This is a genomic window from Comamonas humi (assembly GCF_054782535.1).
The window spans coordinates 124343-150055 of the sequence record NZ_BAAGSH010000004.1; the positions used below are offsets into that span (position 1 = coordinate 124343).

The 25713-nt window shown below is 63.2% G+C and carries 24 protein-coding genes and 1 tRNA gene; 20 read left to right on the forward strand and 5 right to left on the reverse strand.

All coding sequences use genetic code 11. The annotated features are described in order from the left end of the window. The 5 genes from ACYVKR_RS03490 to hemP form a co-directional block, all read right to left on the reverse strand. On the reverse strand, nt 1-2346 hold the full coding sequence (locus ACYVKR_RS03490) for a DUF3300 domain-containing protein (RefSeq protein WP_460479392.1): 2346 nt from the start codon (nt 2344-2346) through the stop codon (nt 1-3). 190 nt (nt 2347-2536) lie between these two features. Further along, entirely contained in the window at nt 2537-3508 is a 972-nt protein-coding gene (locus ACYVKR_RS03495) for a Bug family tripartite tricarboxylate transporter substrate binding protein (RefSeq protein ID WP_460479394.1), read from the reverse strand. Nucleotides 3509-3565: 57 nt separating this feature from the next. After that, nucleotides 3566-4165: a GAF domain-containing protein gene (locus tag ACYVKR_RS03500; RefSeq protein WP_460479396.1), complete on the reverse strand. Its 600-nt coding sequence runs from the start codon at nt 4163-4165 to the stop codon at nt 3566-3568. 90 nt (nt 4166-4255) lie between these two features. Next, nucleotides 4256-5344 carry a metallophosphoesterase family protein gene (locus ACYVKR_RS03505; RefSeq protein ID WP_460479397.1) on the reverse strand — a complete coding sequence of 363 codons (1089 nt, stop codon included), beginning with the start codon at nt 5342-5344 and terminating at the stop codon, nt 4256-4258. A 268-nt stretch (nt 5345-5612) separates the two neighbouring features. Continuing rightward, nucleotides 5613-5816 carry a hemin uptake protein HemP gene (gene hemP, locus ACYVKR_RS03510; RefSeq protein ID WP_460479399.1) on the reverse strand — a complete coding sequence of 68 codons (204 nt, stop codon included), beginning with the start codon at nt 5814-5816 and terminating at the stop codon, nt 5613-5615. A 270-nt stretch (nt 5817-6086) separates the two neighbouring features. Here hemP and rpsO point away from each other — a divergent pair, with 270 nt between their 5' ends. The 20 genes from rpsO to nuoN all read left to right on the forward strand — a co-directional run bounded on the left by rpsO (nt 6087) and on the right by nuoN (nt 25704). Continuing rightward, entirely contained in the window at nt 6087-6353 is a 267-nt protein-coding gene (gene rpsO, locus ACYVKR_RS03515; protein ID WP_460479401.1) for a 30S ribosomal protein S15, read from the forward strand. A gap of 204 nt (nt 6354-6557) precedes the next feature. Then, nucleotides 6558-8744: a polyribonucleotide nucleotidyltransferase gene (pnp, locus tag ACYVKR_RS03520; protein ID WP_460479403.1), complete on the forward strand. Its 2187-nt coding sequence runs from the start codon at nt 6558-6560 to the stop codon at nt 8742-8744. An 87-nt stretch (nt 8745-8831) separates the two neighbouring features. Next, nucleotides 8832-9827, forward strand: coding sequence for an NAD(P)H-quinone oxidoreductase (locus tag ACYVKR_RS03525; protein ID WP_460479565.1), 996 nt, complete (start codon nt 8832-8834; stop codon nt 9825-9827). Further along, complete coding sequence (gene tpiA, locus ACYVKR_RS03530; protein ID WP_460479405.1) at nt 9824-10564, forward strand: triose-phosphate isomerase family protein; 741 nt, start codon at nt 9824-9826, stop codon at nt 10562-10564. The genes ACYVKR_RS03525 and tpiA overlap by 4 nt, the downstream gene beginning before the upstream one ends. Nucleotides 10565-10606: 42 nt before the next feature. After that, nucleotides 10607-11020: a preprotein translocase subunit SecG gene (gene secG, locus ACYVKR_RS03535; RefSeq protein ID WP_460479407.1), complete on the forward strand. Its 414-nt coding sequence runs from the start codon at nt 10607-10609 to the stop codon at nt 11018-11020. Between the two features lie 119 nt (nt 11021-11139). After that, nucleotides 11140-11224: transfer RNA gene (locus ACYVKR_RS03540), tRNA-Leu, on the forward strand. Between the two features lie 71 nt (nt 11225-11295). Then, on the forward strand, nt 11296-11655 hold the full coding sequence (locus tag ACYVKR_RS03545; protein ID WP_460479409.1) for an NADH-quinone oxidoreductase subunit A: 360 nt from the start codon (nt 11296-11298) through the stop codon (nt 11653-11655). Nucleotides 11656-11677: 22 nt separating this feature from the next. Next, nucleotides 11678-12157 carry a NuoB/complex I 20 kDa subunit family protein gene (locus ACYVKR_RS03550; protein ID WP_460479411.1) on the forward strand — a complete coding sequence of 160 codons (480 nt, stop codon included), beginning with the start codon at nt 11678-11680 and terminating at the stop codon, nt 12155-12157. Between the two features lie 8 nt (nt 12158-12165). After that, on the forward strand, nt 12166-12774 hold the full coding sequence (locus ACYVKR_RS03555; protein ID WP_460479413.1) for a complex I 30 kDa subunit family protein: 609 nt from the start codon (nt 12166-12168) through the stop codon (nt 12772-12774). 27 nt (nt 12775-12801) lie between these two features. Beyond that, nucleotides 12802-14055, forward strand: a complete 1254-nt coding sequence (locus ACYVKR_RS03560) for an NADH-quinone oxidoreductase subunit D (protein ID WP_460479415.1) — start codon at nt 12802-12804, stop codon at nt 14053-14055. Then, nucleotides 14052-14543: an NADH-quinone oxidoreductase subunit NuoE family protein gene (gene nuoE, locus ACYVKR_RS03565; protein WP_460479417.1), complete on the forward strand. Its 492-nt coding sequence runs from the start codon at nt 14052-14054 to the stop codon at nt 14541-14543. Before ACYVKR_RS03560 ends, nuoE begins: the two co-directional genes overlap by 4 nt. Beyond that, complete coding sequence (gene nuoF / locus ACYVKR_RS03570) at nt 14540-15895, forward strand: complex I 51 kDa subunit family protein (protein WP_460479419.1); 1356 nt, start codon at nt 14540-14542, stop codon at nt 15893-15895. Before nuoE ends, nuoF begins: the two co-directional genes overlap by 4 nt. A 14-nt stretch (nt 15896-15909) precedes the next feature. Beyond that, nucleotides 15910-18036 (forward strand): NADH-quinone oxidoreductase subunit NuoG, encoded by a 2127-nt coding sequence (nuoG, locus tag ACYVKR_RS03575; RefSeq protein WP_460479421.1) that lies wholly within the window; start codon nt 15910-15912, stop codon nt 18034-18036. Beyond that, nucleotides 18033-19109, forward strand: a complete 1077-nt coding sequence (nuoH, locus tag ACYVKR_RS03580) for a complex I subunit 1/NuoH family protein (protein WP_460479422.1) — start codon at nt 18033-18035, stop codon at nt 19107-19109. The genes nuoG and nuoH overlap by 4 nt, the downstream gene beginning before the upstream one ends. A 17-nt stretch (nt 19110-19126) precedes the next feature. After that, nucleotides 19127-19636, forward strand: coding sequence for a NuoI/complex I 23 kDa subunit family protein (nuoI, locus tag ACYVKR_RS03585; RefSeq protein ID WP_460479423.1), 510 nt, complete (start codon nt 19127-19129; stop codon nt 19634-19636). A 30-nt stretch (nt 19637-19666) separates the two neighbouring features. Continuing rightward, nucleotides 19667-20329 carry an NADH-quinone oxidoreductase subunit J gene (locus ACYVKR_RS03590; RefSeq protein WP_460479424.1) on the forward strand — a complete coding sequence of 221 codons (663 nt, stop codon included), beginning with the start codon at nt 19667-19669 and terminating at the stop codon, nt 20327-20329. Beyond that, complete coding sequence (nuoK, locus tag ACYVKR_RS03595) at nt 20326-20634, forward strand: NADH-quinone/ubiquinone oxidoreductase subunit 4L family protein (protein ID WP_460479425.1); 309 nt, start codon at nt 20326-20328, stop codon at nt 20632-20634. Before ACYVKR_RS03590 ends, nuoK begins: the two co-directional genes overlap by 4 nt. Nucleotides 20635-20664: 30 nt before the next feature. After that, the gene (nuoL, locus tag ACYVKR_RS03600) at nt 20665-22701 is read left to right on the forward strand and encodes an NADH-quinone oxidoreductase subunit L (RefSeq protein ID WP_460479426.1); all 2037 of its coding nucleotides are present in this window, start codon (nt 20665-20667) and stop codon (nt 22699-22701) included. A 12-nt stretch (nt 22702-22713) separates the two neighbouring features. Continuing rightward, the gene (locus ACYVKR_RS03605) at nt 22714-24183 is read left to right on the forward strand and encodes an NADH-quinone oxidoreductase subunit M (protein WP_460479427.1); all 1470 of its coding nucleotides are present in this window, start codon (nt 22714-22716) and stop codon (nt 24181-24183) included. 27 nt (nt 24184-24210) lie between these two features. Next, nucleotides 24211-25704, forward strand: a complete 1494-nt coding sequence (gene nuoN / locus ACYVKR_RS03610) for an NADH-quinone oxidoreductase subunit N (RefSeq protein ID WP_460479428.1) — start codon at nt 24211-24213, stop codon at nt 25702-25704. Nucleotides 25705-25713: the final 9 nt, after the last annotated feature.

A 25713-nucleotide genomic window follows, 5' to 3' on the forward strand; every position in this document is an offset into this window, starting at 1 on the left:
TTAGCGCTCCGGACGATCGCCCCGCCGGCCTTCCCGCGCCTGGTGGAACATCTGTTGCTGCTGGGCGCGCTGCATGGCCTGCTGTTGCGCATGTTGCTGTGCGGCCTGCTGCTGGCGCATCTGCTGCTCCTGCGCCCGCTGCTGGGCCATCTGCTGCTGGTGCATCTGTTCCTGCTGGGCACGCTGCTGCGCCGCCTGCTGTTGGCGCATTTGCTGCTCCTGAGCGCGTTGCTGGGCCATCTGTTGCTGGTGTGCCTGTTCCTGCTGCGCACGCTGCATGGCCTGCTGTTGTGCTGCTTGTTGCTGGCGCGCCTGCTGCTCCTGGGCGCGTTGCTGGGCCATCTGCTGCTGGTGTGCCTGCTCCTGCTGGGCACGCTGCATGGCCTGTTGCTGCGCTGCTTGCTGCTGGCGCGCCTGCTGTTCTTGGGCGCGTTGCTGGGCTTGTTGCTGCTGGCGCGCCTGCTCCTGCTGGGCGCGTTGCATGGCTTGCTGCTGCGCTGCCTGTTGCTGGCGGGCCTGCTGCTCCTGCGCCCGTTGCTGGGCCAATTGCTGCTGGTGCGCCTGATCCTGCTGGTTGCGCTGCGTGGCCTGCTGTTGGGCTTGTTGCTGCGCCGCCTGCTGCTGGCGCGTTTGCTGCTCTTGTGCGCGCTGCTGGGCCAGTTGCTGCTGGTGGGCCTGGTCCTGCTGATTGCGCTGCAAGGCACGCTGTTGGGTTTGTTGCTGCGCTTCCTGCTGCTGGCGCGCCTGCTGCTCCTGAGCGCGCTGCTGGGCCAGTTGCTGCTGATGAGCCTGGTCCTGCTGGCTACGCTGCTGCGCTGCCTGCTGTTGGCGCACCTGTTGTTCCTGCATCCGCTGCTGCTGGGCCTGGTCCTGCGGGGGGCGCTGCATGAACTGCTGCGCCCGTTGCCGCTCCATGGTTTGCTGCTGTGCGTTCAGCGTGGCCTGCTGTTGTGCGCGCTGCTGCTCCGGGGATTCGTGGCGGGCCTGGTCACCGGGCTGGGCCGGCGGCTGCGGGCGGCCGAGCTGTTGGGCCATGGTCAGGCCGCGCGGTGGCTGCTGGTTGGGTGGTTCACGGCCAGGGAAGGGGGCTGCCCCCTGCGGTGGCTGGGGCGGGTGGCGCTGGGACAGCGCGTAGCCACCTGCCGCTGCGGCGCCGGCGGCGATAGCTCCGGCTGCCAGGGCCGGCCCGGGGCCCGGAGGCGCGGTCATCTCGGGCGCGGGGCGGGCCGCGCCGAATCGGGAGGCATTGTTGTTGACCCGCACGTTCTCGACCACGGTGGTCGATTGCGAAACATAGGTCTGGTGGTTGTAGACCACGGCGGGGCGTGCCAGGGGCGGCGGCGGACGCTGGCCTTCGCGCCAGTAGCCCGGGCGGCCCGGTTCGCCCCAGTGCATGCGCCACGAGTCCCAGCCCCAGGGGCGGTGGTGGTGGTCGACCACCTCGTTGATGGTGATGCCTACGCCAAAGCCGATGAGCCCGGCGACCACCGGCGTGGCCACGTTACCCACGAAGACGGGCGGCGGCGCGGCGATATAGCTGTAGCCACCATAGACCGGCATGGGCTCGCCATAGACCACGGTCGGGTCGTATTGTGGCACGTAGACCATTGACGGCTCGGCGGGCGCTATCTCGATGAACTCCGGCGGCGGCGCAATGACCGGTGCACTCACCGGCATGGCGGGCATGACGTCGGCGGGGATGTAGTTTTCCACGGGCGGCGCGTCTGCGAGCCGCTTGACCTTCAGCTGGCTGGAGCTCTTGAGCGAACCCGCCTTGTAGGCGCGGCTGCGCATCACCTGGATGGCGTTCATCACGTCGGCCGGATCGTTGTAGTAGGCCTTGCCCAGCGCCGTGGTCCAGGGCAGGTTCGAGGCCATCTGCCCCAGCACGTTGGGAAACTGCGTGAGCGATTTGATCGACGGGTCCCAGGGCTGGGCATTGGCGCCGTTGCTGAGCGCCGCGCCCTTGAGCCCCGGGTTCTGCGCCAGCCACATTTCGGCGGCGCTGACCTGGTCGGGGTAGGTGGAGCCGGCCAGGATCTGCGCCACCAGCTTGTCGGGGTACAGCGCGATGGGGGCCACCATCTGGTAGAGCACATCGGCCGCCGGCGGGGTGTAGGCTGCCTGCACCACGGCGGGCTGGGGTGTGTCGGCAGGGGCCGGGATGGCCGCGACCGGCTGGGCTGGAGCGCTGGCAGACTTGGCGGTACTGCCGTCGTCGTTGCAGCCCGCCAGGGCCATGGCTGCAGCCAGGGCCAGCAGCCCGACCCTGAAGGGGCCTCGGGGGAAGGGGGCAGGGCGTGCGGTGGCGGGGATGGCCCCGCAGCGGTCAACGGCTTGAAGCATGGCGCTCTCCTGAAAGCATGCAGATCATGGCGAATGCTCTTCGGGCCAGGAACGGTCGGAAGAGCTGCCTTGATTGCTCAACGTCATGGTGCGCTTGCGGTTGACCGGCCGGCGTCAGGCAAGTTCGATTTCACCCGGGCTTTGCACTTCTTTAAGTCTGGCCTCCGCTGCGGTGCAGGGCCAGAGAGGCTTAGTCGTCCCGCATGCCGGTGGCCTTGACCACGGCGCCCAGGCGGCTGCGCTCCTCGTCGACGAACTTGACGAACGAGGCGCGGGTGCCGCCGACGGGCTCGATACCCACGCCCTTGAGGCGCTCGGCCGTGGAAGGGTCCTTCATGGCCTTGTCCACGGCGGCGGCCACCTTGTCGAGGATGGCGGGCGGCGTGCCCGCGGGCGCATGCACGCCGGCCCAGTGAGCGATCTTGAGGTTGCCGAAGCCCTGCTCGGTGGCGGTGGGCAGCTCGGGGTAGGCCGAGATGCGCTGCGACCAGGTGGTGGCCAGCGCCTTGAGCTTGCCGCTCTTGAGGTAGGGCAGCACGACGATGCTGGCCTCGGACGTGGCCTCGACCTGGCTGCCCAGCACGGCGGTGACGGATTCGGAGCCGCTCTTGTAGGGCACCAGGTCCAGCTTGGCGCCGTACTGCGAGGTGAGGATGCCTTCGACGAAGTGCGGCGTGCTGCCGATGCCGGCCGTGGCAAAGTGCAGGCCCTGGCCGGTCTTGGATTTCGCGACGAAGTCCTTCAAATCCTTGTACGGCGAATCGGCCGGAACGATGATGACCGACGGCGCCAGGCCGATCATGGCCACGGGCACGAGTTCGCTGTCCTTGTAGGGAACCTTGCGGATCATGCTGTTGGAGATCACGCCGGCGGCGCTGATCAGGAAGGTATAGCCGTCAGGCTTGGCCTTGGCGACGATGTCGGTGCCCAGGACGGCGCCGGCACCCGGCTTGTTGTCCACCACGATGGGCTGGCCCAGCACCTTCGAGACGCCTTCGGCTGCGGCGCGTGCCATCAGGTCGTTGGCGCCTCCGGCAGAGAACGGCACGACGAAGCGGATGGGCTTGTCCGGCCAGGCATCGGCCGCGCGGGCGGGCAGCGTGGCCGCGGTGGCGGCAGCCAGCGCTGCACAGGCGATCAGGGTACGGCGTGCAAAGGGCATCGAAGTCTCCTTGAAAAATACCGGGGAAGGTAGCCGAAAGCGCGGGCGGGTGCCGGGTCAGCGCTGCAGGCCCCGCGGGGCAGCCGTGGGCTGCAATTCCCAGCGGGCCATGGCCTGCTCGGCGTCCTGGGCCCGCTGTTCGTCGATCTTGCGGGCCACGACCTTGGCCGACATCTCGAGCTTGTGCAGGTCGCGCTCCATCAATGCGTCGTTGGGCGCAAAGCTGAAGCAGCAGAGGGTGCCGTAGATGCGCCCGTCGTTGAGGACCACCGGCGTGCTGAGATGCGCGCCTATGGGGAAGGGGGCGGACGGCAGCACGCCGGCCTGCGCTGGCGGCAGCTTGGCCGCGTCGTGGATCAGGCGCGGCACCACGCCCTTGAGGATGAAGTGGCAGTACGAGCTTTCCAACGGTGCCGAGCCGCCGGTTTCGATCACCCGCTTGTCGGGCGCGGTATCCACACGGCGGAACACGCGGCGGCCGTCGACGAATTCGGAGACGAAGGCCACGTCCATCTTCAGGTGTTCCCGCAGCAGCCGCAGTATCTCGGGAATGGCGCCATGGAGCATCGCATCGGAGCCTTCCGGCGTGGCGACCAGCAACTCGGAAACGCGGACTTCGAAAGCGTCGGGCGGGAAATCGGGGTTGAACAGGCTCATGGTGCTGCGCTTGCGGGGATATCCATTCGGGTCAGTGTAAATAGAAATGGATAGCGGGCAGCGTAGAAAAAGTATGACAACGGCAACGATTTATGTGGCCATGTCGGGCACCTGGTCGGTCCGGAAGTCCGTGGTGTCCACCAGCAGGCCGTCGTCGAACATGAGTTGGCGCTCGGGCCAGCGCAGCGCCGCCAGCTTGAAGTCCTGCTCGGGTGCCCGGCCGGCGAGCCGGGCTGTCCAGCGCGCCCCCACGGAGTAGTCAACGCAAAACACGTTGCGGCGCTTGCCATGCCAGGCAAAGGGACCGATGTAGGCAAACATGTCCATGTCGCCCTTGCCCAGCAGCTTGCGATCGATGGGCTGCACGCGGCGCCAGTAGTGGCCCACCACGACGGGTGTGGGATCGTCGTACTCGTCCCACCAGGCCACTCGCTCCACGAAGCGCCACTTGCCGCCGGCAAAGAAGGGCTCGCGTCCGCGCCGCTCGATGCCGCAGGTCAGCACCTTCAGGGGGTTGAACATGGACTTGTTCAATTCGTTTTCCGCATGGGCAGCCATGAAGGGCGGGGAGCGCTGCTCCTCCTCGATGCTGTAGGGCCAGGCTGCCTTTTCCGCGTCCATGCGCTCCCGGATGCCCAGCATGCGGGCGTGGGCGGCGGCTGCTGCTTCCAGCGCATCGTAGTCGTGCGCGATGCTGCCGGGGGTGAGCATGCGGGCGGTGGCGATCTTGGGGTCTATCCAGGCGGCATGCACCACGCGCAGATCGTCGCGCTCGAGCGCTATGGGCAGTTGCTGCAAAAAAGCGGGAATGGCGCGGCGCTCCGCCTCCGTGGGGCGGGCATAGGGTGCGTACTTGCGGTTGTCGGACTCCACGCGGGCGTCGAAGAACCAGCCGGCGCCGTCCTTGGCGTCTTCGCGCAGCAGGTTGATCTCGTGGTTGCCCAGCACGGCAGCGGCTCTGCCGGCCTCGACCCATTGGCGGATCTTGTGCAATACGGCGGGACTGTCCGGGCCGCGGTCGCAGAAGTCGCCGACAAAGATCAGGGTGCGCTGCTCGGGATGGCGGGCCTCGGCGTCATAGCCCAGGTGATGCAGCAACTGCATCAATGCGTCGTATTCGCCGTGGATGTCGCCCACGATGTCCACGGGGCCATCGGGCAGCGGTTGAACCAAACTCATAAGCTCCTTTCAGGCTGCAGCCGCAGCATGCGCGGAAGGTCAATGAGTTTGAATCTTGAGAGCGCGTAAGTGCGGGGTGCCACTGCGCAAGAGCGTTGCGGGCAGCATGCGCGGAGGATGCGTCTGCAAGGCCTTGCTACCCCCGATTCTAGGCGCGGGATGGAGGTGGCGGCGCGGGCGGGTTTGCGGGAAATGCAAAAAAGGCTTGGCTACGCGGATGGTCCGTTGGCTTGCCAATGCGACCTTGAGGTCGCCCCACGATGAAACTTTACTTGGTCAGGATCAGCTTGCCCAGCTTGGTAGCCTGCAAGCGGTAGATGGACCCGTTGTGCTGGATGGTCACAGCCTTGTTGCCGCGCAGCAGCTCCTGGCTGTCGAGCAGTTGCGGTGCCTGCGGCTGGCTGGCGGCAGGGCCCTGTAGGCGGGAGCCTGCGGCTGAAAGCGCGCTGGAAGAGGTGTGCATGGCGTTCATGGCAAGGTAGGTTGCGAATGATTTTTGTGAATGATAATGGTTCTCATTTCTGTTGCAAGCAATACCAGTACAGAACATGCGGGATTGCCGGTGAGTGGCTTGCCCAGGCGGACGCGTCATCGCTGGTAGGCAGGGTGGTTCCGGCTGGTTCGCCGTGATCGTTTATAATCATCCGGTTTTGCATGGTGCAGGACGCACGCCAGACGCTTTTCCAGCGCTGGCGCAAGTAACATGAATGCGGCAGCGCTGCATTCCAACAAGGAAAACCCAATGATCGCCTCTTCCATCAAGGCCGAAGTCGTAAAGGCCAACGCACGTTCCGCTAGCGACACGGGCAGCCCGGAAGTGCAAGTTGCACTGCTGACCGCTCGCATCAACGAACTGACCCCTCACTTCAAGCAACACGCCAAGGACCACCACGGTCGCCGCGGCCTGCTGCGCATGGTGAGCCGTCGTCGCAAGCTGCTGGACTACCTCAAGTCCAAGGACGCTGACCGTTACACCGCGCTGATCGCCAAGCTGGGCCTGCGCAAGTAAGCCTGGTAGACAATGGGAACGCCTGAGTTAGCACGCTAGCTCAGGCGTTTTTTACTTCGGAGGGTGCATAACAGAGCGAAGCTGTGTCATTCCAATGCTGCGAAATTTGTAGCTGCAAGCGCAGCACTGGAATGGCATCGTGTTCTGTTTATCCTCCAAAACCAAGCTGGATGCGCGCATCCAGCTATTCATCGAGGAGTTGAAATGACCATATTCAATAAAGTAACGAAGTCTTTCCAATGGGGCAAGCACCAGGTGACCATGGAGACGGGTGAAGTCGCCCGCCAGGCCTCCGGCGCTGTGCTGGTCAACATCGATGACACCGTGGTGCTGGCCACCGTGGTGGCTTCCAAGTCGGCCAAGGCCGGCCAGGACTTCTTCCCGCTGACCGTCGACTACATCGAGAAGACCTACGCCGCAGGCAAGATCCCCGGCAGCTTCTTCAAGCGCGAAGCCAAGCCCAGCGAACTCGAGACGCTGACCAGCCGCCTGATCGACCGCCCGATCCGCCCGCTGTTCCCCGAAGGCTTCTACAACGAGGTGCATGTGGTCATCCACACCGTCTCGCTGAACCCCGAAGTGGACGCCGACATCGCTGCGATGATCGCCGTGTCCGCTGCGCTGTCGATCTCCGGCATCCCGTTCAATGGCCCGATCGGCGCTGCGCGCGTGGGCTATATCAACGGCGAATACGTGCTGAACCCCGGCCAGACCGAGCGCAAGAACAGCCAGATGGACCTGGTGGTGGCGGGCACCGAAGCCGCCGTGCTGATGGTGGAGTCCGAAGCCCAGCAACTGCCCGAAGAAGTGATGCTGGGCGCCGTGGTGTATGGCCACGAGCAGGGCAAGGTGGCCATCGACGCCATCCACGACCTGGTGCGCGAAGCCGGCAAGCCGGTGTGGGACTGGGCCGCTCCTGCCAAGGACGAGGCCCTGATCGCCAAGGTGACCGAGTTGGGCGAAGCCAAGCTGCGCGATGCCTACCAGCTGCGCAACAAGCAAGCCCGCACCCACGCCTGCCGCGAAGCCTATGCCGGCGTGAAGGCTGCGCTGGCCGAGCAAGGCGTGGCGTTCGATGGCGTGAAGGTCGAAGGCATGCTGTTCGACATCGAAGCCCGCATCGTGCGTTCGCAGATCCTGGCTGGCGAGCCCCGCATCGACGGCCGCGACACCCGCACTGTGCGCCCCATCGAGATCCGTTCCTCCGTGCTGCCCCGCACCCACGGTTCGGCCCTGTTCACCCGTGGTGAAACGCAGGCGCTGGTGGTGTCCACCCTGGGTACCGAGCGCGATGCACAGCGTATCGATGCACTGGCTGGCGAGTATGAAGACCGCTTCCTGTTCCACTACAACATGCCTCCCTTTGCCACCGGCGAAGTGGGCCGCATGGGCTCGACCAAGCGCCGCGAAGTCGGCCACGGCCGCCTGGCCAAGCGCGCCCTGGTGGCCTGCCTGCCGAGCAAGGAAGAGTTCCCCTACACCATCCGCGTGGTGTCGGAGATCACCGAGTCCAACGGCTCCTCGTCCATGGCTTCGGTCTGCGGCGGCTGCCTGTCGATGATGGACGCCGGCGTGCCGATGAAGGCCCACGTGGCCGGCATCGCCATGGGCCTGATCAAGGAAGACAACAAGTTCGCCGTGCTGACCGACATCCTGGGTGACGAAGATCACCTGGGCGACATGGACTTCAAGGTGGCCGGCACGACCAACGGCATCACCGCGTTGCAGATGGACATCAAGATCCAGGGCATCACCAAGGAAATCATGCAGGTCGCGCTGGCTCAGGCCAAGGAAGCCCGCATGCACATCCTGGGCAAGATGCAGGAAGCCGTGGGCGAGGCCAAGGCCGAAGTGTCCAGCTTCGCGCCCAAGCTCTTCACCATGAAGATCAACCCCGAGAAGATCCGTGACGTGATCGGCAAGGGCGGCGCCACGATCCGCGCGCTGACCGACGAGACCGGCTGCCAGATCAACATCGAGGAAGATGGCACGATCACCATCGCCGCGACCGACAGCTCCAAGGCGGACGAAGCCAAGCGCCGCATCGAAGAGATCACCGCCGAAGTGGAAATCGGCAAGGTCTACGAAGGCCCCGTGGTCAAGATCCTCGACTTCGGTGCACTGATCAACCTGCTGCCCGGCAAGGACGGCCTGCTGCACATCAGCCAGATCGCGCACGAGCGCGTCGAGAAGGTCACCGACTACCTGAGCGAAGGCCAGATCGTCAAGGTCAAGGTGCTCGAGACCGACGACAAGGGTCGCGTCAAGCTGTCGATGAAGGCGCTGCTGGACCGTCCGGCGGGCGACCGTCCTGCTCCTGCCGAGCGTGGCGAGCGCCGTGAGCGCCGCAGCCCGGATGCGGGCGATCAGCAGCAGCAACAGCAGCAATAAGCCTGAGGCTGGCCGGATGTGCCGAGTGGCGCATCCGGCCAGTGGTTGCATGCGTCTTGTCTTGCAAAGGATAGGGTTGTGGAAATGATGCAAGCCGTAGAGATCACCTCCTTTGGTGAGCCCGATGTGTTGAAGCTCGTCAACCGCGCCATGCCCGTGGCGGGTGCGGGTGAGTTGTGCATCCGTGTGGCGGCCAGCGGTGTCAATCGTCCGGACGTGATACAGCGCAAGGGAAGCTACGCGCCTCCGCCCGGTGCATCCGATCTGCCGGGGCTGGAGGTGGCGGGTGTCATCGTGTCCGGCGACGAGGCGGCGATGCAGGCCCAGGGGCTGCGCATCGGCGACCGCGTGTGCGCGCTGGTGGCGGGTGGTGGCTATGCGCAATACTGCGTGGCGCCGGTCGCCCAGTGCCTGCCAGTGCCTGCCGGTTTGTCGGACGAAGAGGCGGCGTGCCTGCCGGAGACTTTCTTCACCGTCTGGAGCAATGTGTTCGACCGTGGGCAATTGCGCGCGGGCGAGACCATCCTGATCCAGGGCGGCACCAGCGGCATCGGCGTCACGGCGATCCAGTTGGCCAAAGCACATGGCGCCATCGTCATTGCCACGGCCGGGTCGGACGAGAAATGCCGGGCCTGCGTGGAGTTGGGGGCGGACCACGCCATCAACTACAAGGCGCAGGATTTTGTCGCCGAGGTCAAGCGCATCACCGGAGGCAAGGGTGTCGATGTCATCCTGGACATGGTGGCTGGCAGCTATGTGTCGCGCGAGGTGGAGTCGCTGGCTGATGATGGCCGCCTGGTCATCATTGCCGTGCAGGGCGGCCTGAAGGCGGAGTTCAACGCCGGCCTGGTGCTGCGCAAGCGCCTGGTGATCACCGGCTCGACACTGCGGCCGCGCCCGGTGGCGTTCAAGGCGGGCATCGCCCGGGCGCTGCAGGCCAAGGTGTGGCCGCTGCTCGCGGATCGCCGGGTGAAGGTATTGGTCCACAGCCGTTTTCCGGCGGCGCAGGCGGCGCAGGCACATGCGTTGATGGAGAGTAACCAGCACATCGGCAAGATCGTGCTGACATGGGAAGATCAATGAAGAAGCTGATTGCGGGCAATTGGAAGATGAACGGCGGCCTGGAGGCCAACGAGGCCTTGCTGCGGGGAATTGCCGGTGGCCTGGGGCAGCCCGCATGCGCGGTTGCCGTGGCGGTGCCGGCGGTGTATCTGGCGCAGGTGCAGGGTTTGCTGCAAGGCTCGCTGGTGCAGTTGGCGGCCCAGGACGTGTCGGCCCATGATGCGGGTGCCTATACCGGCGAGGTGTCGGCGGCCATGCTGCGCGACTTCGGCGTGCGGTACACGTTGGTCGGTCACTCGGAGCGGCGCCAATACCATGGCGAAACCGATGCCCTGGTGGCTGCCAAGGCGCAGAAGGCGCTGAATGCGGGCATCACGCCCATTGTCTGTGTCGGCGAAACGCTGGCGCAGCGCGAGGCTGGCGAGACGGAGGCTGTGGTGCGCAGGCAGCTCGCCGCCGTGATCCACCAGGTGGGGCAGTGCGTGAGCGAGCTTGTTGTAGCCTACGAGCCAGTCTGGGCGATCGGCACGGGCAAGACGGCGACCCCCGAGCAGGCGCAGCAGGTGCATGCCGTGCTGCGGGCGCAGCTGGCGGCTGCCACGACGCAGGCTGCGAAGGTGCCGGTTCTCTATGGCGGCAGCATGAGTGCGGCCAATGCAGCCGAATTGCTGGCGCAACCGGACATTGGTGGCGGCCTGATCGGCGGTGCATCGCTCAAACCCCAGGATTTCTTGAAAATTATCGAGTCTGCCCAATAAGGGCGCGGGCTAATTGCTATCTTATTTGTAGAAGGATCAACAATGGTTACGATTATTCTGGCAGTCCAGATGCTGGCGGCATTGGGCATGATTGGCCTGATTCTGGTGCAGCACGGCAAGGGCGCCGATGCAGGCGCCGCCTTTGGCAGTGGCAGCTCCGGCAGCTTGTTCGGTGCCAGCGGCAGTGCCAACTTCCTGTCGCGCACCACGGCCGTGCTGGCCTCGGTGTTCTTTGTGGCAACCCTGGCGCTGGCCTATTTTGGCAATGCCCGCCCCACGACGGCGGGTAGCGTGCTGGAATCGCCGGCGGCAGCGATTCCCCAGTCGTCGGCACCGGTGGACAGCACCATTCCTCCTGCCGCAGCTCCGGCTGCAGCGACTCCGGCGCCTGCTCCGGCAGCGGGTGACGTGCCTGCTGCTGCTGGCGCTGCCGCGCCTGAGCCGGCTGCGAAATAACGCAACTATTTTTCCAACTGCTCAGATACTAGGGTTTTTACAGAGTAGAATCTGAGTCTGTCGGGAAGCATGCGGTTGCAAATATCCATGTTTCCCGGCTCATAAACAAATAGCATATTGCCGTCGTGGTGAAATTGGTAGACACGCTATCTTGAGGGGGTAGTGGCGAAAGCTGTGCGAGTTCGAGTCTCGCCGACGGCACCAGCACAAACAGGGCTGCCTGGGTTACATTGTGTGGTTACTCAGGCTGACCTTCTGCGGTGAGTGACCTCAAGATGAACCTCAATCAATACCTCCCAGTCCTTCTGTTCATTTTGGTGGGCGCCGCAGTTGGCCTGGCCCCACTGGTGCTGGGGTATATCCTCGGGCCCAACCGTCCGGATGCGGCCAAAAATTCCCCCTACGAATGTGGCTTCGAGGCATTTGAAGATGCGCGCATGAAATTCGATGTGCGCTACTACCTCGTTGCCATCCTGTTCATCCTTTTCGACCTGGAAATCGCTTTCCTCTTTCCGTGGGCAGTGTCGCTCCAGGAAGTGGGCATGACGGGGTTTGTCGCCGTGCTGATTTTCCTGGCCGTCCTGGTCGTGGGCTTTGCCTACGAGTGGAAAAAGGGCGCGTTGAACTGGGAATAACCAGACATCACAAAGGTGCACGATGATTGAAGGTGTGATGGAAAAAGGCTTTGTCACCACGAGCTATGACGCTGTGGTGAACTGGGCCAAGACCGGGTCGCTCTGGCCCATGACGTTTGGCTTGGCGTGCTGCGCCGTCGAAATGATGCATGCTGCGGCAGCTCGCTACGACATCGGCCGCTTCGGAGCCGAGGTGTTCCGCGCCAGCCCCCGCCAGTCCGATCTGATGATCGTGGCAGGCACGCTGTGCAACAAGATGGCCCCGGCCCTGCGCAAGGTCTATGACCAGATGGCCGAGCCGCGCTGGGTGCTGTCCATGGGCTCGTGTGCGAATGGCGGTGGTTACTACCACTACAGCTATTCCGTGGTGCGTGGTTGCGACCGCATCGTGCCGGTCGACGTGTATGTGCCCGGCTGCCCCCCGACTGCGGAGGCGCTGATCTACGGCATCATCCAGCTGCAGCAGAAGATCCGCCGCACCCATACCATCGCGCGCGCCTAGGAGTCCGCATGAGTGTTGAACTGATACAGCCTGCCGTGCTGCGAGATAAAGTCGCGCGTGTCCTGGGCGAGCGTGTCCGCAAGGTCACGCTGGCGTTGGACGAAGTGACGGTCGAGGTCGGTGCCGAGAACTATCTGGGTGTGATGCAGACGTTGCGCGATGACGCCGAGTGCCGTTTCGAGCAGCTGATCGACCTGTGCGCCGTGGATTACTCGGCCTACAAGGAAGTCGGTACCGAAGGGCTGCGCTTTGCCGTGGTGTCGCACCTGCTGTCGGTGAGCCTGAACCAGCGCGTGCGCGTCAAGGTGTTTTGCCAGGACGACGATTTCCCGGTGATGGCCTCGGTGACGGAGCTCTGGAGCGCGGCCGACTGGTTCGAGCGTGAGGCGTTCGACCTGTATGGCGTGGTGTTCGACGGGCACCAGGATCTGCGCCGCATCCTCACGGACTATGGCTTCATTGGCCACCCGTTCCGCAAGGACTTCCCGCTGTCCGGCCATGTGGAGATGCGCTACGACGCCGAACAGCGCCGTGTGATTTACGAGCCGGTATCGATCGAGCCGCGCGAGATCACGCCCCGCATCATCCGTGAAGAGCACTACGGAGGCCTGCACTGAGGCGCACGGCCCTCACGATGAAACACCATGGCTGAAATCAAGAACTACTCACTCAACTTCGGTCCCCAGCACCCCGCGGCACACGGGGTGTTGCGTCTTGTGCTGGAGCTCGATGGCGAAGTGGTGCAGCGCGCCGATCCGCACATCGGCCTGCTGCATCGCGCCACCGAAAAGCTGGCCGAATACAAGACCTATATCCAGGCGCTGCCCTACATGGACCGCCTGGACTACGTGTCGATGATGTGCAACGAGCACGCCTACTGCCTGGCGATCGAAAAGCTGATGGGCATCGAGGTGCCGATCCGCGCGCAGTACATCCGCGTGATGTTCTCGGAAATCACGCGCCTGCTGAACCACTTGATGTGGCTGGGTTCGCACGGTAACGACTGCGGCAGCTCCACCATCCTGATCTACACCTTTCGCGAGCGCGAAGATCTGTTCGACATGTACGAGGCTGTCTCTGGCGCCCGCATGCATGCGGCGTACTTCCGTCCGGGTGGCGTGTACCGCGACCTGCCGGACAGCATGCCCCAGTACCGCGCCAGCAAGGTGCGCAACGCCAAGGGCGTGGAACTGCTGAACAGCAATCGCCAGGGATCGATGCTGGATTTCATCGACGACTTCACCAAGCGCTTCCCCAAGTGCGTGGATGAATACGAAACCCTGCTGACCGACAACCGTATCTGGAAGCAGCGTACCGTCGGCATCGGCGTGATGGAGGCCGACCGCGCCCTGAATCTGGGCCTGACCGGCCCGATGCTGCGCGGCTCCGGCATCGCTTGGGATCTGCGCAAGAAGCAGCCTTACGATTGCTACGCCCAGATGGATTTCGACATCCCAGTGGGCAAGACCGGCGACAGCTACGACCGCTACCTGGTACGCGTACAGGAAATGCGCCAGTCCAACCGCATCATCAAGCAGTGCGTGGACTGGTTGCGTGCCAACCCTGGTCCGGTGATCACCGACAACCACAAGGTGGCTCCGCCGTCCCGCGAGGCGATGAAGTCCAACATGGAAGAGCTGATCCACCATTTCAAGCTCTTCACCGAAGGCTTCCGTGTGCCGGAAGGCGAGGCCTACGCGGCCGTCGAGCATCCGAAGGGAGAGTTCGGCATCTACATGGTCAGCGACGGCGCCAACAAGCCGTACCGCCTGAAGATCCGTCCTCCGGGGTTTGTGCACCTGGCTGCCCTCAATGAAATGTCCCGGGGCCACATGCTGGCCGATGCGGTGGCCATCATTGGCACCATGGACATCGTGTTCGGAGAGATTGACCGATGATTACCGAAGCGACCAAAGCGCGCTTTGCACGCGAAGTAGCCAAGTACCCGTCCGAGCAGAAGCAGTCGGCGGTGATGGCCTGCCTGTCCATCGTGCAGCAGGAACAGGGCCATGTGAGCCAGGAAAGCGAGGCCGTGATTGCCGAGTACCTGGGCATGCCCGAGATCGCCGTGCATGAAGTGACCACGTTCTACAACATGTACAACCAGCATCCGTTGGGCAAGTACAAGCTGAACGTCTGCACCAACCTGCCGTGCCAGTTGCGCCGCGGCCAGGAAGCACTGAAGCACCTGGAAGCCAAGCTGGGCATCCACATGGGCGAAACCACGGCCGACGGCGTGTTCACGCTGCAGCAGTCCGAGTGCCTGGGCGCCTGCGCCGATGCGCCAGTACTGCTGGTGAATGACCGCCACATGTGCAGCTTTATGGACAACGACAAGCTCGACCAACTGGTGGATGGCTTGCGTGCAGCGGAGGACACCAAGTGACGACATCCGCACAGATTCTTGGCCAGTTCCAGGCCACGGGCCTGGAAACCTGTTTCCACGACCGCCACATCACGCCGCAGATCTATGCAGATCTGAACGGCCGCAACTGGTCCATCAAGGACTACGAGGCCCGCGGCGGCTACCAGGCGCTGCGCAAGATCCTGGGCAAGGATGGCAGCGAAGGCCTGACCCAAGACCAGGTCATCGCCACCGTCAAGGAGTCCGGTCTGCGCGGCCGTGGCGGCGCGGGCTTTCCGACCGGCCTGAAGTGGAGCTTCATGCCGCGCCAGTTCCCGGGCCAGAAGCACCTCGTCTGCAATTCGGACGAGGGCGAGCCAGGCACCTGCAAGGACCGCGACATCCTGATGTTCAACCCTCACATCGTGATCGAGGGCATGATCATCGCGGCGTATGCGATGGGCATCAGCATCGGCTACAACTACATCCACGGCGAGATCTTCCAGGTCTACGAACGCTTCGAGGCCGCACTGGAAGAGGCGCGTGTCGCCGGTTACCTGGGCGACAACATCATGGGCAGCAGCTTCAGCTTCCAGCTGCATGCGCACCATGGCTTCGGCGCATACATCTGCGGCGAGGAAACCGCGCTGCTCGAGTCGCTGGAAGGCAAGAAGGGCCAGCCGCGCTTCAAGCCGCCGTTCCCGGCCAGCTTCGGCCTTTACGGCAAACCGACCACCATCAACAACACTGAGACCTTTGCGGCCGTGCCGTGGATCATCCGCCATGGTGGCCAGGCCTACCTGGAGTGCGGCAAGCCCAACAATGGCGGCACCAAGATCTTCTCGGTGAGCGGTGACGTGAACAAGCCCGGCAACTACGAGGTTCCGCTGGGTACGCCGTTCTCCAAGCTGCTGGAGTTGGCAGGCGGTGTGCGCACCGGCCGTCAGTTGAAGGCCGTGATCCCGGGCGGCTCGTCCGCCCCGGTGCTGCCGGCCGCCATCATGATGGAGTGCACGATGGACTACGACTCCATCTCCAAGGCCGGCTCGATGCTGGGTTCGGGCGCTGTGATCGTCATGGACGATTCGCGTGACATGGTGGAGTCGCTGCTGCGCCTGTCGTACTTCTACCAGCACGAGTCCTGCGGCCAGTGCACGCCGTGCCGCGAAGGCACGGGCTGGCTGTGGCGCATGGTGGACCGTATCCAGCACGGCGAAGGCCGTCCGGAAGACCTGGACAAGCTGGACTCGGTGGCCGGCAACATCATGGGGCGCACGATCTGTGCGCTGGGCGACGCGGCAGCCATGCCGGTGCGCGCCATGATCAAGCACTTCCGCCACGAGTTCGAAGCCAAGATCAACGCTGCTGCCAAGCAGGGTGCGCTGTCCTCCTGATCGCGAGAGAGCATATGGTTGAAATTGAATTAGACGGTCAGAAGGTCGAGGTTGTCGAAGGCAGCATGGTGATGCATGCGGCCGAGGCGGCAGGCAAGTACATCCCTCATTTCTGCTACCACAAGAAACTGTCGATTGCGGCCAACTGCCGCATGTGCCTGGTTGAGGTCGAGAAGGCGCCCAAGCCGCTGCCCGCCTGTGCGACGCCGGTGACGCAGGGCATGATCGTGCGCACGGCTTCCGACAAGGCGGTGAAGGCCCAGCAGTCGGTGATGGAGTTCCTCCTCATCAACCACCCGCTGGACTGCCCGATCTGCGACCAAGGCGGTGAATGCCAACTGCAGGACCTGGCCGTGGGCTACGGTGGCTCCTCATCTCGCTACGAGGAAGAGAAGCGCGTGGTGTTCCACAAGAATGTGGGTCCGCTGATCTCGATGGAAGAGATGAGCCGCTGCATCCACTGCACCCGCTGCGTGCGCTTTGGCCAGGAGATCTCCGGCGTGATGGAGCTCGGCATGGTCAACCGTGGCGAGCATTCCGAGATCACCACGGTCGTGGGCGACACGGTGGATTCAGAGCTGTCGGGCAACATGATCGACATCTGCCCGGTGGGTGCGCTGACCAGCAAGCCTTTCCGCTACAGCGCCCGCACCTGGGAGCTGTCGCGCCGCAAGTCGGTCAGCCCGCATGACTCCACCGGTGCGAACCTGATCGTGCAGGTCAAGAGCAACCGCGTGATGCGCGTCGTGCCTTTCGAAAACGACGCCGTCAACGAGTGTTGGATCGCCGACCGCGACCGTTTCTCGTACGAAGCGCTGAATGGCGAAGAACGCCTGACCCAGCCCATGCTCAAGCAGGGCGGCCAGTGGACCGAGGTCAGCTGGCAGACCGCGCTCGAATATGTGGCCAATGGCCTTAAGAGCATCCAGCGCGACCATGGTGCGAACAGCATCGGTGCACTGGTCAGCGCGCACAGCACGCTGGAGGAGCTGTACCTGGCGGGCGCCCTGGTGCGCGGCCTGGGCAGCGAGAACATCGACTACCGCTTGCGCCACGCCGAGTTCGAAAAGCACGATGGCGTGCGCTGGCTGGGCTGCAATATTGCCGATCTGTCGCATCTGAATACGGTGCTGGTGGTCGGCTCGAACATCCGCAAGGAACACCCGCTGTTTGCACAGCGCATCCGCCAGGCCGCGACCCGCAGAGGCTGTGTGGTGACGACGTTGAATGCCAGCAACCACGATCTGGCCATGCCGGTCGCGCACGAGTTGCTGGCTCCGGCTGAGCAGTGGGCCTATGCGTTGTCATCCATCGCGGCAGCGATCGCCCAGTCCAAGGGCATCGAAGCGCCCAACAACGCAGGCACCGTGAGCGCAGAGGCCGGCGAGATCGCCCGCGCGCTGCAAAGCGGTGAGAAAAAGGCGATCTTGCTGGGCAATGCCGTGGCGCACCATGCGCAGGCCAGCACCTTGCTGGCCATCGCCCAGTGGATCGCAGGCCAGACCGGTGCCACGGTGGGCTACCTGACCGAAGCCGCCAATACCGTGGGTGCTCAGTGGGTACGTGCGGTTCCCGGCGCCAATGGCCTGAACGCCGGCCAGATGCTGTCGGGCGGCCTGAAGGCGGCCATCCTGCTGAACAACGAGCCCGAGTTCGACTCGGCGGCCGGTGCTCACGCTGCAGCTGCCCTGGAGTCGGCAGAGATGGTTGTCACGCTCAGCCCGTTCAAGGCCAACATGGCTTTCAGCGACGTGCTGTTGCCCATCGCACCATTCACCGAAACCTCCGGTTCCTTCGTCAATGCGGAAGGTCGCCTGCAGAGCTTCCACGCCGTGGTGAAGCCGCTGGCAGAAGCGCGTCCGGGCTGGAAGGTGCTGCGCGTGCTGGCGAATCTGCTGAACCTCCCCGACATGGCCTTCGAGTCGTCGCAGGACGTGCTGGCCAAGGCCGTGGGTGCGCAGACGCAAGTGCCAGCTGCGGTACTCGGCAATGCCACGAAGACCAACATGGCCGTCGCCGGACCTGCAGCGCAGGCGCCGATGGTGGCTGCCATCTACCAGCTGGATGGCATCGTGCGCCGTGCGTCTTCGTTGCAATTGACGGCGGATGCCCGCCAATCCCTGGAGGCCGTCGCACCATGATCGACGCGATTTACAACGGTGGTCTGAACCTGGTGGCCGCCAGCTGGTGGGCTGCCATCGTCTGGCCGGTCCTCTGGAACCTGATCAAGATCGTCTGCATCGTTGCCCCGCTGATGGGCGCCGTGGCCTACCTGACGCTCTGGGAGCGCAAGCTGCTGGGCTTTATGCAGGTGCGCTACGGTCCCAACCGCGTGGGCCCGTTCGGCCTGCTGCAGCCGCTGGCCGATGGCCTGAAGCTGATGACCAAGGAAATCATCTCGCCTTCGGCGGCCAGCCCCGGTCTGTTCCGCCTCGGCCCGATCATGGCCATCATGCCGGCCCTGGCCGCATGGGTGGTGATTCCCTTCGGCCCCGATGTGGCGCTGGCCAATGTGAACGTGGGCTTGCTGCTGGTGATGGCCATTACCTCCATCGAGGTCTATGGCGTGATCATTGCGGGCTGGGCGTCGAACTCCAAGTACGCCTTCTTGGGTGCGCTGCGCGCATCCGCCCAGATGGTGAGCTATGAAATCGCGATGGGCTTCTGCTTCCTGGTGGTCATCATGGTCACTGGCAGCATGAACCTGACCGAGATCGTGCTCGGGCAGGGCAAGGGTGCATTCGCCAGCGCCGGTGCCGGTATCCTGTCGTGGAACTGGCTGCCGCTGTTGCCGATGTTCCTGGTCTACCTGATTTCGGGCGTCGCCGAAACCAACCGCCATCCGTTCGACGTGGTTGAAGGCGAAGCCGAAATCGTGGCCGGCCATATGGTCGAGTACTCGGGCATGGGCTTTGCCGTCTTCTTCCTGGCGGAATACGCCAGCATGTGGCTGGTGTCGATCCTGGCCGTGATCATGTTCCTCGGCGGCTGGCTGCCCCCGTTCGAATTCCTGTCCTTCATCCCCGGCTGGATCTGGCTGGCGATCAAGACCTTCGTCGTGGTGTCGATGTTCATCTGGATTCGCGCCACTTTCCCCCGGTTCCGTTATGACCAGATCATGCGCCTGGGCTGGAAGATTTTTATCCCCGTGACCCTGGTGTGGTTGATCGTGGTGGGCGGCTGGCTGCTGTCGCCATGGAATATCTGGAAGTAAGCGGGAGGACACAAACCATGACTGTTGCTGCTGCTCGTTCCTTTTCGGTAAAGGATTTCCTCAAGAGCTTCATGCTCTGGGAGCTCTTCAAGGGTATGGCACTGACCGGCCGCTACGCATTTGCGCGCAAGGTCACCGTGCAATTCCCAGAGGAGAAGACCCCGCTGTCGCCGCGTTTCCGCGGCCTGCATGCGCTGCGCCGCTATGAGAATGGCGAAGAGCGTTGCATTGCCTGCAAGCTGTGCGAGGCTGTCTGCCCCGCCATGGCCATCACCATCGAGTCGGATGTGCGCGAAGACGGCAGCCGCCGCACGACGCGCTACGACATCGACCTGACCAAGTGCATTTTCTGCGGCTTCTGCGAAGAAAGCTGCCCGGTCGACTCCATCGTGGAGACCCAGATCCTCGAGTACCACGGTGAAAAGCGTGGCGATCTGTACTTCACCAAGGAAATGCTGCTCGCAGTGGGTGACCGCTACGAGACGGAAATCGCTGCGGCCAAGGCTGCAGACGCCAAGTATCGCTAAACGGCGGAGACTGATCGAAAAGAGCCCCACATGGACGTTACAACTGGTTTTTTCTATCTGTTCTCGGTCGTGCTGCTGTACGCGGCGTTCCGAGTCATCACGGCGCAGAACCCTGTGCATGCCGTGCTGCATCTGATTCTCGCTTTCTCGCAGGCAGCCGGCATCTGGCTGATCCTGAAGGCTGAATTCCTGGCCATCGTGCTAGTGATGGTCTACCTGGGCGCAGTGATGGTGCTGTTCCTGTTCGTGGTGATGATGCTGGACATCCGCATTGACGCACTGCGCCGCAGCTTCTGGAAGTATTTCCCCATCGCCGCCGTGATCTTTGCGATCGTGGCCTTTGAAATGGGTGTGGTGCTGATTGGCGGCTTCGGCTCCATCGACGAAGCCAAGTCGGTGTCGACCGTGGTCAACAGTGCAGGTCAGGTGGTGCCGTTCAGCAACGTGAAGGCGCTGGGTACCCTGCTGTACACCGAGTACCTGTATCCGGTGGAAATCGCTGCCGTGATCCTGCTGGTGGCGATGATCGCTGCCATCGCACTGACCCTGCGTCAGCGCAAGGATACGAAGACGATAGACCCGTCTGAGCAGGTGCGTGTGCGTGCCGCGGACCGTGTGCAACTGGTCAAGGTGGCTGCGGCCGTGGCGCCGGCACCGGTGGCCGCGCCCGCTGTGGAGGAGAAGAAAGCATGACACTGACACTCGGTCATTTCCTGACACTGGGGGCCATGCTGTTTGCCATGGCCGTGGTGGGCATTTTCCTGAACCGCAGAAACCTGATCGTGCTGCTGATGGCCATCGAGCTGATGCTGCTGGCGGTCAACATGAACTTCGTGGCCTTCTCCCATTACCTGGGCGACATGCACGGCCAGATCTTCGTGTTCTTCATCCTCACGGTTGCAGCGGCGGAGTCGGCCATCGGGCTGGCGATCCTGGTGCTGCTGTTCCGCAACAAGTCCAGCATCGATGCGGAAGATCTCAATGCCCTGAAGGGTTGAGGCACACCAGTAATTGCAAGGTCAAGAAGAATGAGTCAAACCCTCTCTGCTTCAACACTGCTGGCGGTCCCCCTGGCACCGCTGGTGGGCTCCGCGCTGGCGGGCATTTTCGGCACGGCATTCGGCGGCAACCGCATCGGCCGGGTTGGCAGCCACACGCTCACGATCGGCAGCGTGCTGCTCGCGTTCATCCTGTCTGCACTGACGTTTCAGCAGGTGGTTTTCGAAGGTGCCGCCTTCAACCAGACCATCTACCAGTGGATGCAGATCGGTTCGCTGAAGATGGAAATCGGTTTCCTGATCGATAGCCTGACGGCGATGATGATGTGCGTGGTGACCTTCGTGTCGCTGATGGTGCATATCTACACCATGGGCTACATGGCGGATGATGACGGCTACGACCGCTTCTTCTCGTACATCTCGCTGTTCACCTTCTCGATGCTGATGCTGGTGATGAGCAACAACCTGCTGCAGCTGTTCTTCGGCTGGGAAGCCGTGGGCCTGGTGTCTTACCTGCTGATCGGTTTCTACTTCAAGAAGGAATCCGCGATCTTCGCCAACATGAAGGCCTTCCTGGTGAACCGGGTCGGTGACTTCGGCTTCATCCTGGGTATCGGCCTGATTGCAGCCTACACCGGCACGCTGAACTACAGCGAACTCTTTGCCAAGCTGCCCGAACTGCAGAGCACAACCCTGCCTGGCACTGCTTGGCTGCTGGTGACCGTGATCGGCATCTGCCTGTTCATCGGTGCCATGGGCAAGTCGGCCCAGTTCCCGCTGCATGCCTGGCTGCCGGACTCGATGGAAGGCCCGACCCCTATCTCCGCGTTGATCCATGCGGCCACCATGGTGACTGCCGGCATCTTCATGGTCAGCCGCATGTCGCCGCTGTACGAGATGTCGGATACCGCGCTGAACTTCATCCTGGTGATCGGCTCGATCACGGCGCTGTTCATGGGTATCCTGGGCATTATCCAGAACGACATCAAGCGCGTGATTGCGTATTCCACGCTGTCGCAGCTGGGCTACATGACTGTGGCGCTCGGTGTCTCGGCCTACTCGGTGTCGGTGTTCCACCTGATGACCCACGCCTTCTTCAAGGCCCTGCTGTTCCTTGGTGCCGGTTCGGTCATCATGGGCATGCACCACAACCAGGACATCCGCTGGATGGGCGGCGTGCGCAAGTACATGCCCATCACCTGGATCACCTTCCTGCTGGGCAACCTGGCGCTGATCGGCACGCCGTTCTTCTCGGGCTTCTACTCCAAGGATGCCATCATTGAGGCCGTGCATGCCTCGCACCTGCCCGGTGCCGGCTTTGCGAACTTTGCCGTGCTGGCTGGTGTGTTCATCACGGCGTTCTATTCGTTCCGTCTGTACTTCATCGTGTTCCACGGCAAGGAGCGTTACGACCAGAATCCCGACGCGCACCATGACGACCATCATGGTCACGATGACCACCACGGCCATCACGATGCCAAGCCCCATGAGTCTCCGCTGGTGGTGACTGGCCCGCTGATGCTGCTGGCGATTCCTTCGGTGGTGATCGGCGCGATGGCGCTGGCCCCGATGGTGCTCGGCGACTTCTTCAAGGGCGTGATCATGGTGGACGGCACCAAGCACCATGCGATGGCCGAACTGGGCGAAGAGATCCACGACTGGGTGTCGATGGCGATCCATGGCTTTACCGCCTTGCCGTTCTGGTTGGCCCTGGCCGGTGTGCTCGTCTCCTACGTGTTCTACATGCTCAAGCCCGAGTGGCCGGCTGCGATCAAGCGCGTGATGGAGAAGGTCGGCATCTACCAGGTTCTCGAAGGCAAGTATGGCGTGGACTGGGTGTACGAGAACATCTTCGCCCGTGGCGGCCGTGTGCTGGGTACCGTGTTCTGGAAGGCTGGCGACCAGGCCCTGATCGATGGTGTGGTGGTCAACGGCTCCTGGAAGGTCGTGGGCCGCATCGCCTCGGTGATCCGCTGGCTGCAGTCGGGTTATGTCTATCACTATGCACTGGTCATGATTCTGGGCATCTTCCTGCTCATGACCTACTTCGTGCTGCTCAACAAATAAGGAAGAAGAAAAATGGGATTGTTGAGTCTTGCAATCTGGACCCCGATCGCCTTCGGCGTGCTGGTCCTGGCATTCGGCAAGCAGGAGCAGGCCAAGCTGGTGCGCTGGATCGCGCTGGTTGGCGCCATCATCGGCCTGCTGGTTACGCTGCCGCTGTACCAGGGCTTCCAGCTCGGCACCTCGGCGATGCAGTTCGTCGAGAAGGCGTCCTGGATCCCGCGCTTCGGCATCCAGTACTACTTGGGTGTGGACGGCATCTCGTTCTGGTTCATACCGCTGACGGCCTTCATCACCGTCATCGTGGTGCTGGCCTCATGGGAGTCCATCACCGAGCGTGTCAACCAGTACATGGGCGCGTTCCTGATCCTGTCGGGCCTGATGATCGGCGTGTTCTCCGCGCTGGACGGCCTGCTGTTCTACGTGTTCTTCGAAGCCACGCTGATCCCGATGTACCTGATCATCGGTATCTGGGGCGGCCCCAACCGCATCTATGCGGCGTTCAAGTTCTTCCTGTACACGCTGCTCGGCTCGCTGCTGACGCTGATCGCGATCATCTACCTGTACAACAAGGCCGGCAGCTTCGACATCCTGGCTTGGCACCAGCTCAAGCTGTCGATGCGCGAGCAGACGCTGATCTTCTTCGCCTTCTTCGCGGCATTCGCGGTCAAGGTGCCGATGTTCCCGGTGCATACCTGGCTGCCCGATGTACACGTGGAAGCGCCTACCGGCGGCTCCGCCGTGCTGGCGGCGATCATGCTGAAGCTCGGCGCCTATGGCTTCCTGCGCTTCTCGATGCCCATCGCACCCGATGCCTCGCACCACTGGGCCTGGTTGATCATCGCGCTGTCGCTGATCGCCGTGATCTACGTGGGCCTGGTGGCCCTGGTGCAGAAGGACATGAAGAAGCTGGTGGCCTATTCGTCCGTGGCGCACATGGGCTTCGTGACACTGGGCTTCTTCATCTTCAACGACATTGGCATCGCCGGTGGCCTGGTGCAGATGATCGCGCACGGCTTCGTGTCCGGCGCCATGTTCCTGTGCATCGGCGTGCTGTATGACCGCGTGCACTCCCGCGAGATCGCTGCCTATGGCGGCGTGGTCAACACCATGCCCAAGTTCGCTGCCTTTGCGCTGCTGTTCTCGATGGCCAATTGCGGCCTGCCGGCAACGGCTGGCTTCGTGGGCGAGTGGATGGTGATCCTGGGTGCGACGCAGTTCAACTTCTGGATCGGCGTCGGCTCTGCCACGGCCCTGATCCTGGGTGCCGCCTATACGCTGTGGATGTACAAGCGCGTGTACCTGGGCCCGGTGACCAATGACCACGTGAAGGAGCTGACCGATATCGGCAGCCGCGAGTTCCTGATCCTGGCCGTCCTGGCGATCGCTGTGCTGGTCATGGGCGTGTATCCGGCGCCGTTCACGGACGTCATGAATGCTTCGGTGGCGGACCTGCTCAAGCATGTGGCCATTTCCAAGCTGTGATGCGCAGAACGAATTGAGAGAATCGAGATGATTGATAACATCAGCTGGCTGGCTATCTATCCAGAAATTGTTCTGCTCGTCATGGCCTGCGTCATCACGCTGGTCGACCTGGGAGTGCGCAGCAAGGGCCGCACGTTGACCTATGTGCTGACCCTGCTGACCCTGCTCCTGGTGGCAGTGCTCGAGGGCCTGTATGCCAGCAACGGCAACACCTTCTACGCCTTCGGCAACATGGTCGTCAGCGACGCCATGGGCAACTGGCTCAAGTGCTTCTCCGCCATCGCCATGGCGGTTACGCTGATCTATGGCCGCCCCTACGCTGCGGACCGGGACATGCTGCGCGGCGGCGAGTATTTCTCGCTGTCGATGTTCGCACTGCTGGGCATGAACATCATGATCTCCGGTAACAACTTCCTGGTGATCTACCTGGGCTTGGAATTGCTCACGCTGTCGAGCTACGCCCTGGTGGCGTTGCGCCGCGACCATACGGTTTCCACCGAAGCCGGCATGAAATACTTCGTGCTGGGCGCGATGGCCAGCGGCTTCCTGCTCTACGGCCTGTCGATGATCTACGGCGCCACGGGTTCGCTGGACCTGGGCGAGGTGTTCAAGGCCGTGAATTCTGGCCAGATCCGCCACCAGGTGCTGGTGTTCGGCCTGGTGTTCGTGGTGGCCGGCCTGGCCTTCAAGCTGGGTGTGGTGCCTTTCCACATGTGGATTCCCGACGTGTACCAGGGTGCTCCGACGGCCGTGACCGCTATCGTCGGCGGTGCGCCCAAGTTCGCCGCGTTCGCCATCGCCATCCGCCTGTTGGTGGACGGTCTGCTGCCGCTGGCCATCGACTGGCAGCAGATGCTGGCCGTGCTGGCCATCGGCTCGCTGCTGATCGGTAACCTGGCCGCCATCGCGCAGAGCAATATCAAGCGCATGCTGGCGTACTCGACCATTTCGCAGATGGGCTTCGTGCTGCTGGGCCTGATGTCCGGTGTGGTCGATGGCAACGTCGAAGCCCTGGCCGCGGGCAATGCCTACAGCTCGGCGATGTTCTATGTCGTGAGCTATGTGTTGACGGCGTTGGCCGCCTTCGGCGTGATCCTGCTGCTGGCCCGCGAAGGCTTCGAAAGCGAAGAGATCTCCGATTTCGCTGGCCTGAACCAGCGCAGCCCGCTGTACGCCGCCGTGATGGCGATCTGCCTGTTCTCGATGGCTGGTATTCCGCCGCTGGTGGGCTTCTACGCCAAGCTGTCGGTGCTGCAGGCCCTGATCGCTGCCGGCAGCGGTTTGCATGTCGCGCTGGCCGTGTTCGCCGTGGTCATGTCCCTGATCGGCGCCTTCTACTACCTGCGCGTCGTGAAGGTGATGTACTTCGACGAGCCGATCACCGCCACCCAGGTATCCGCACCTTTCGACGTGCGCGCGGTGCTGGTGATCAATGGTGCCCTGGTGTTGGTGCTGGGCATCGTGCCGGGCGGGTTGATGAGCCTGTGCGCCGACGCCGTGCTGCGTGCGCTGGCAACCTGATGCAACTGC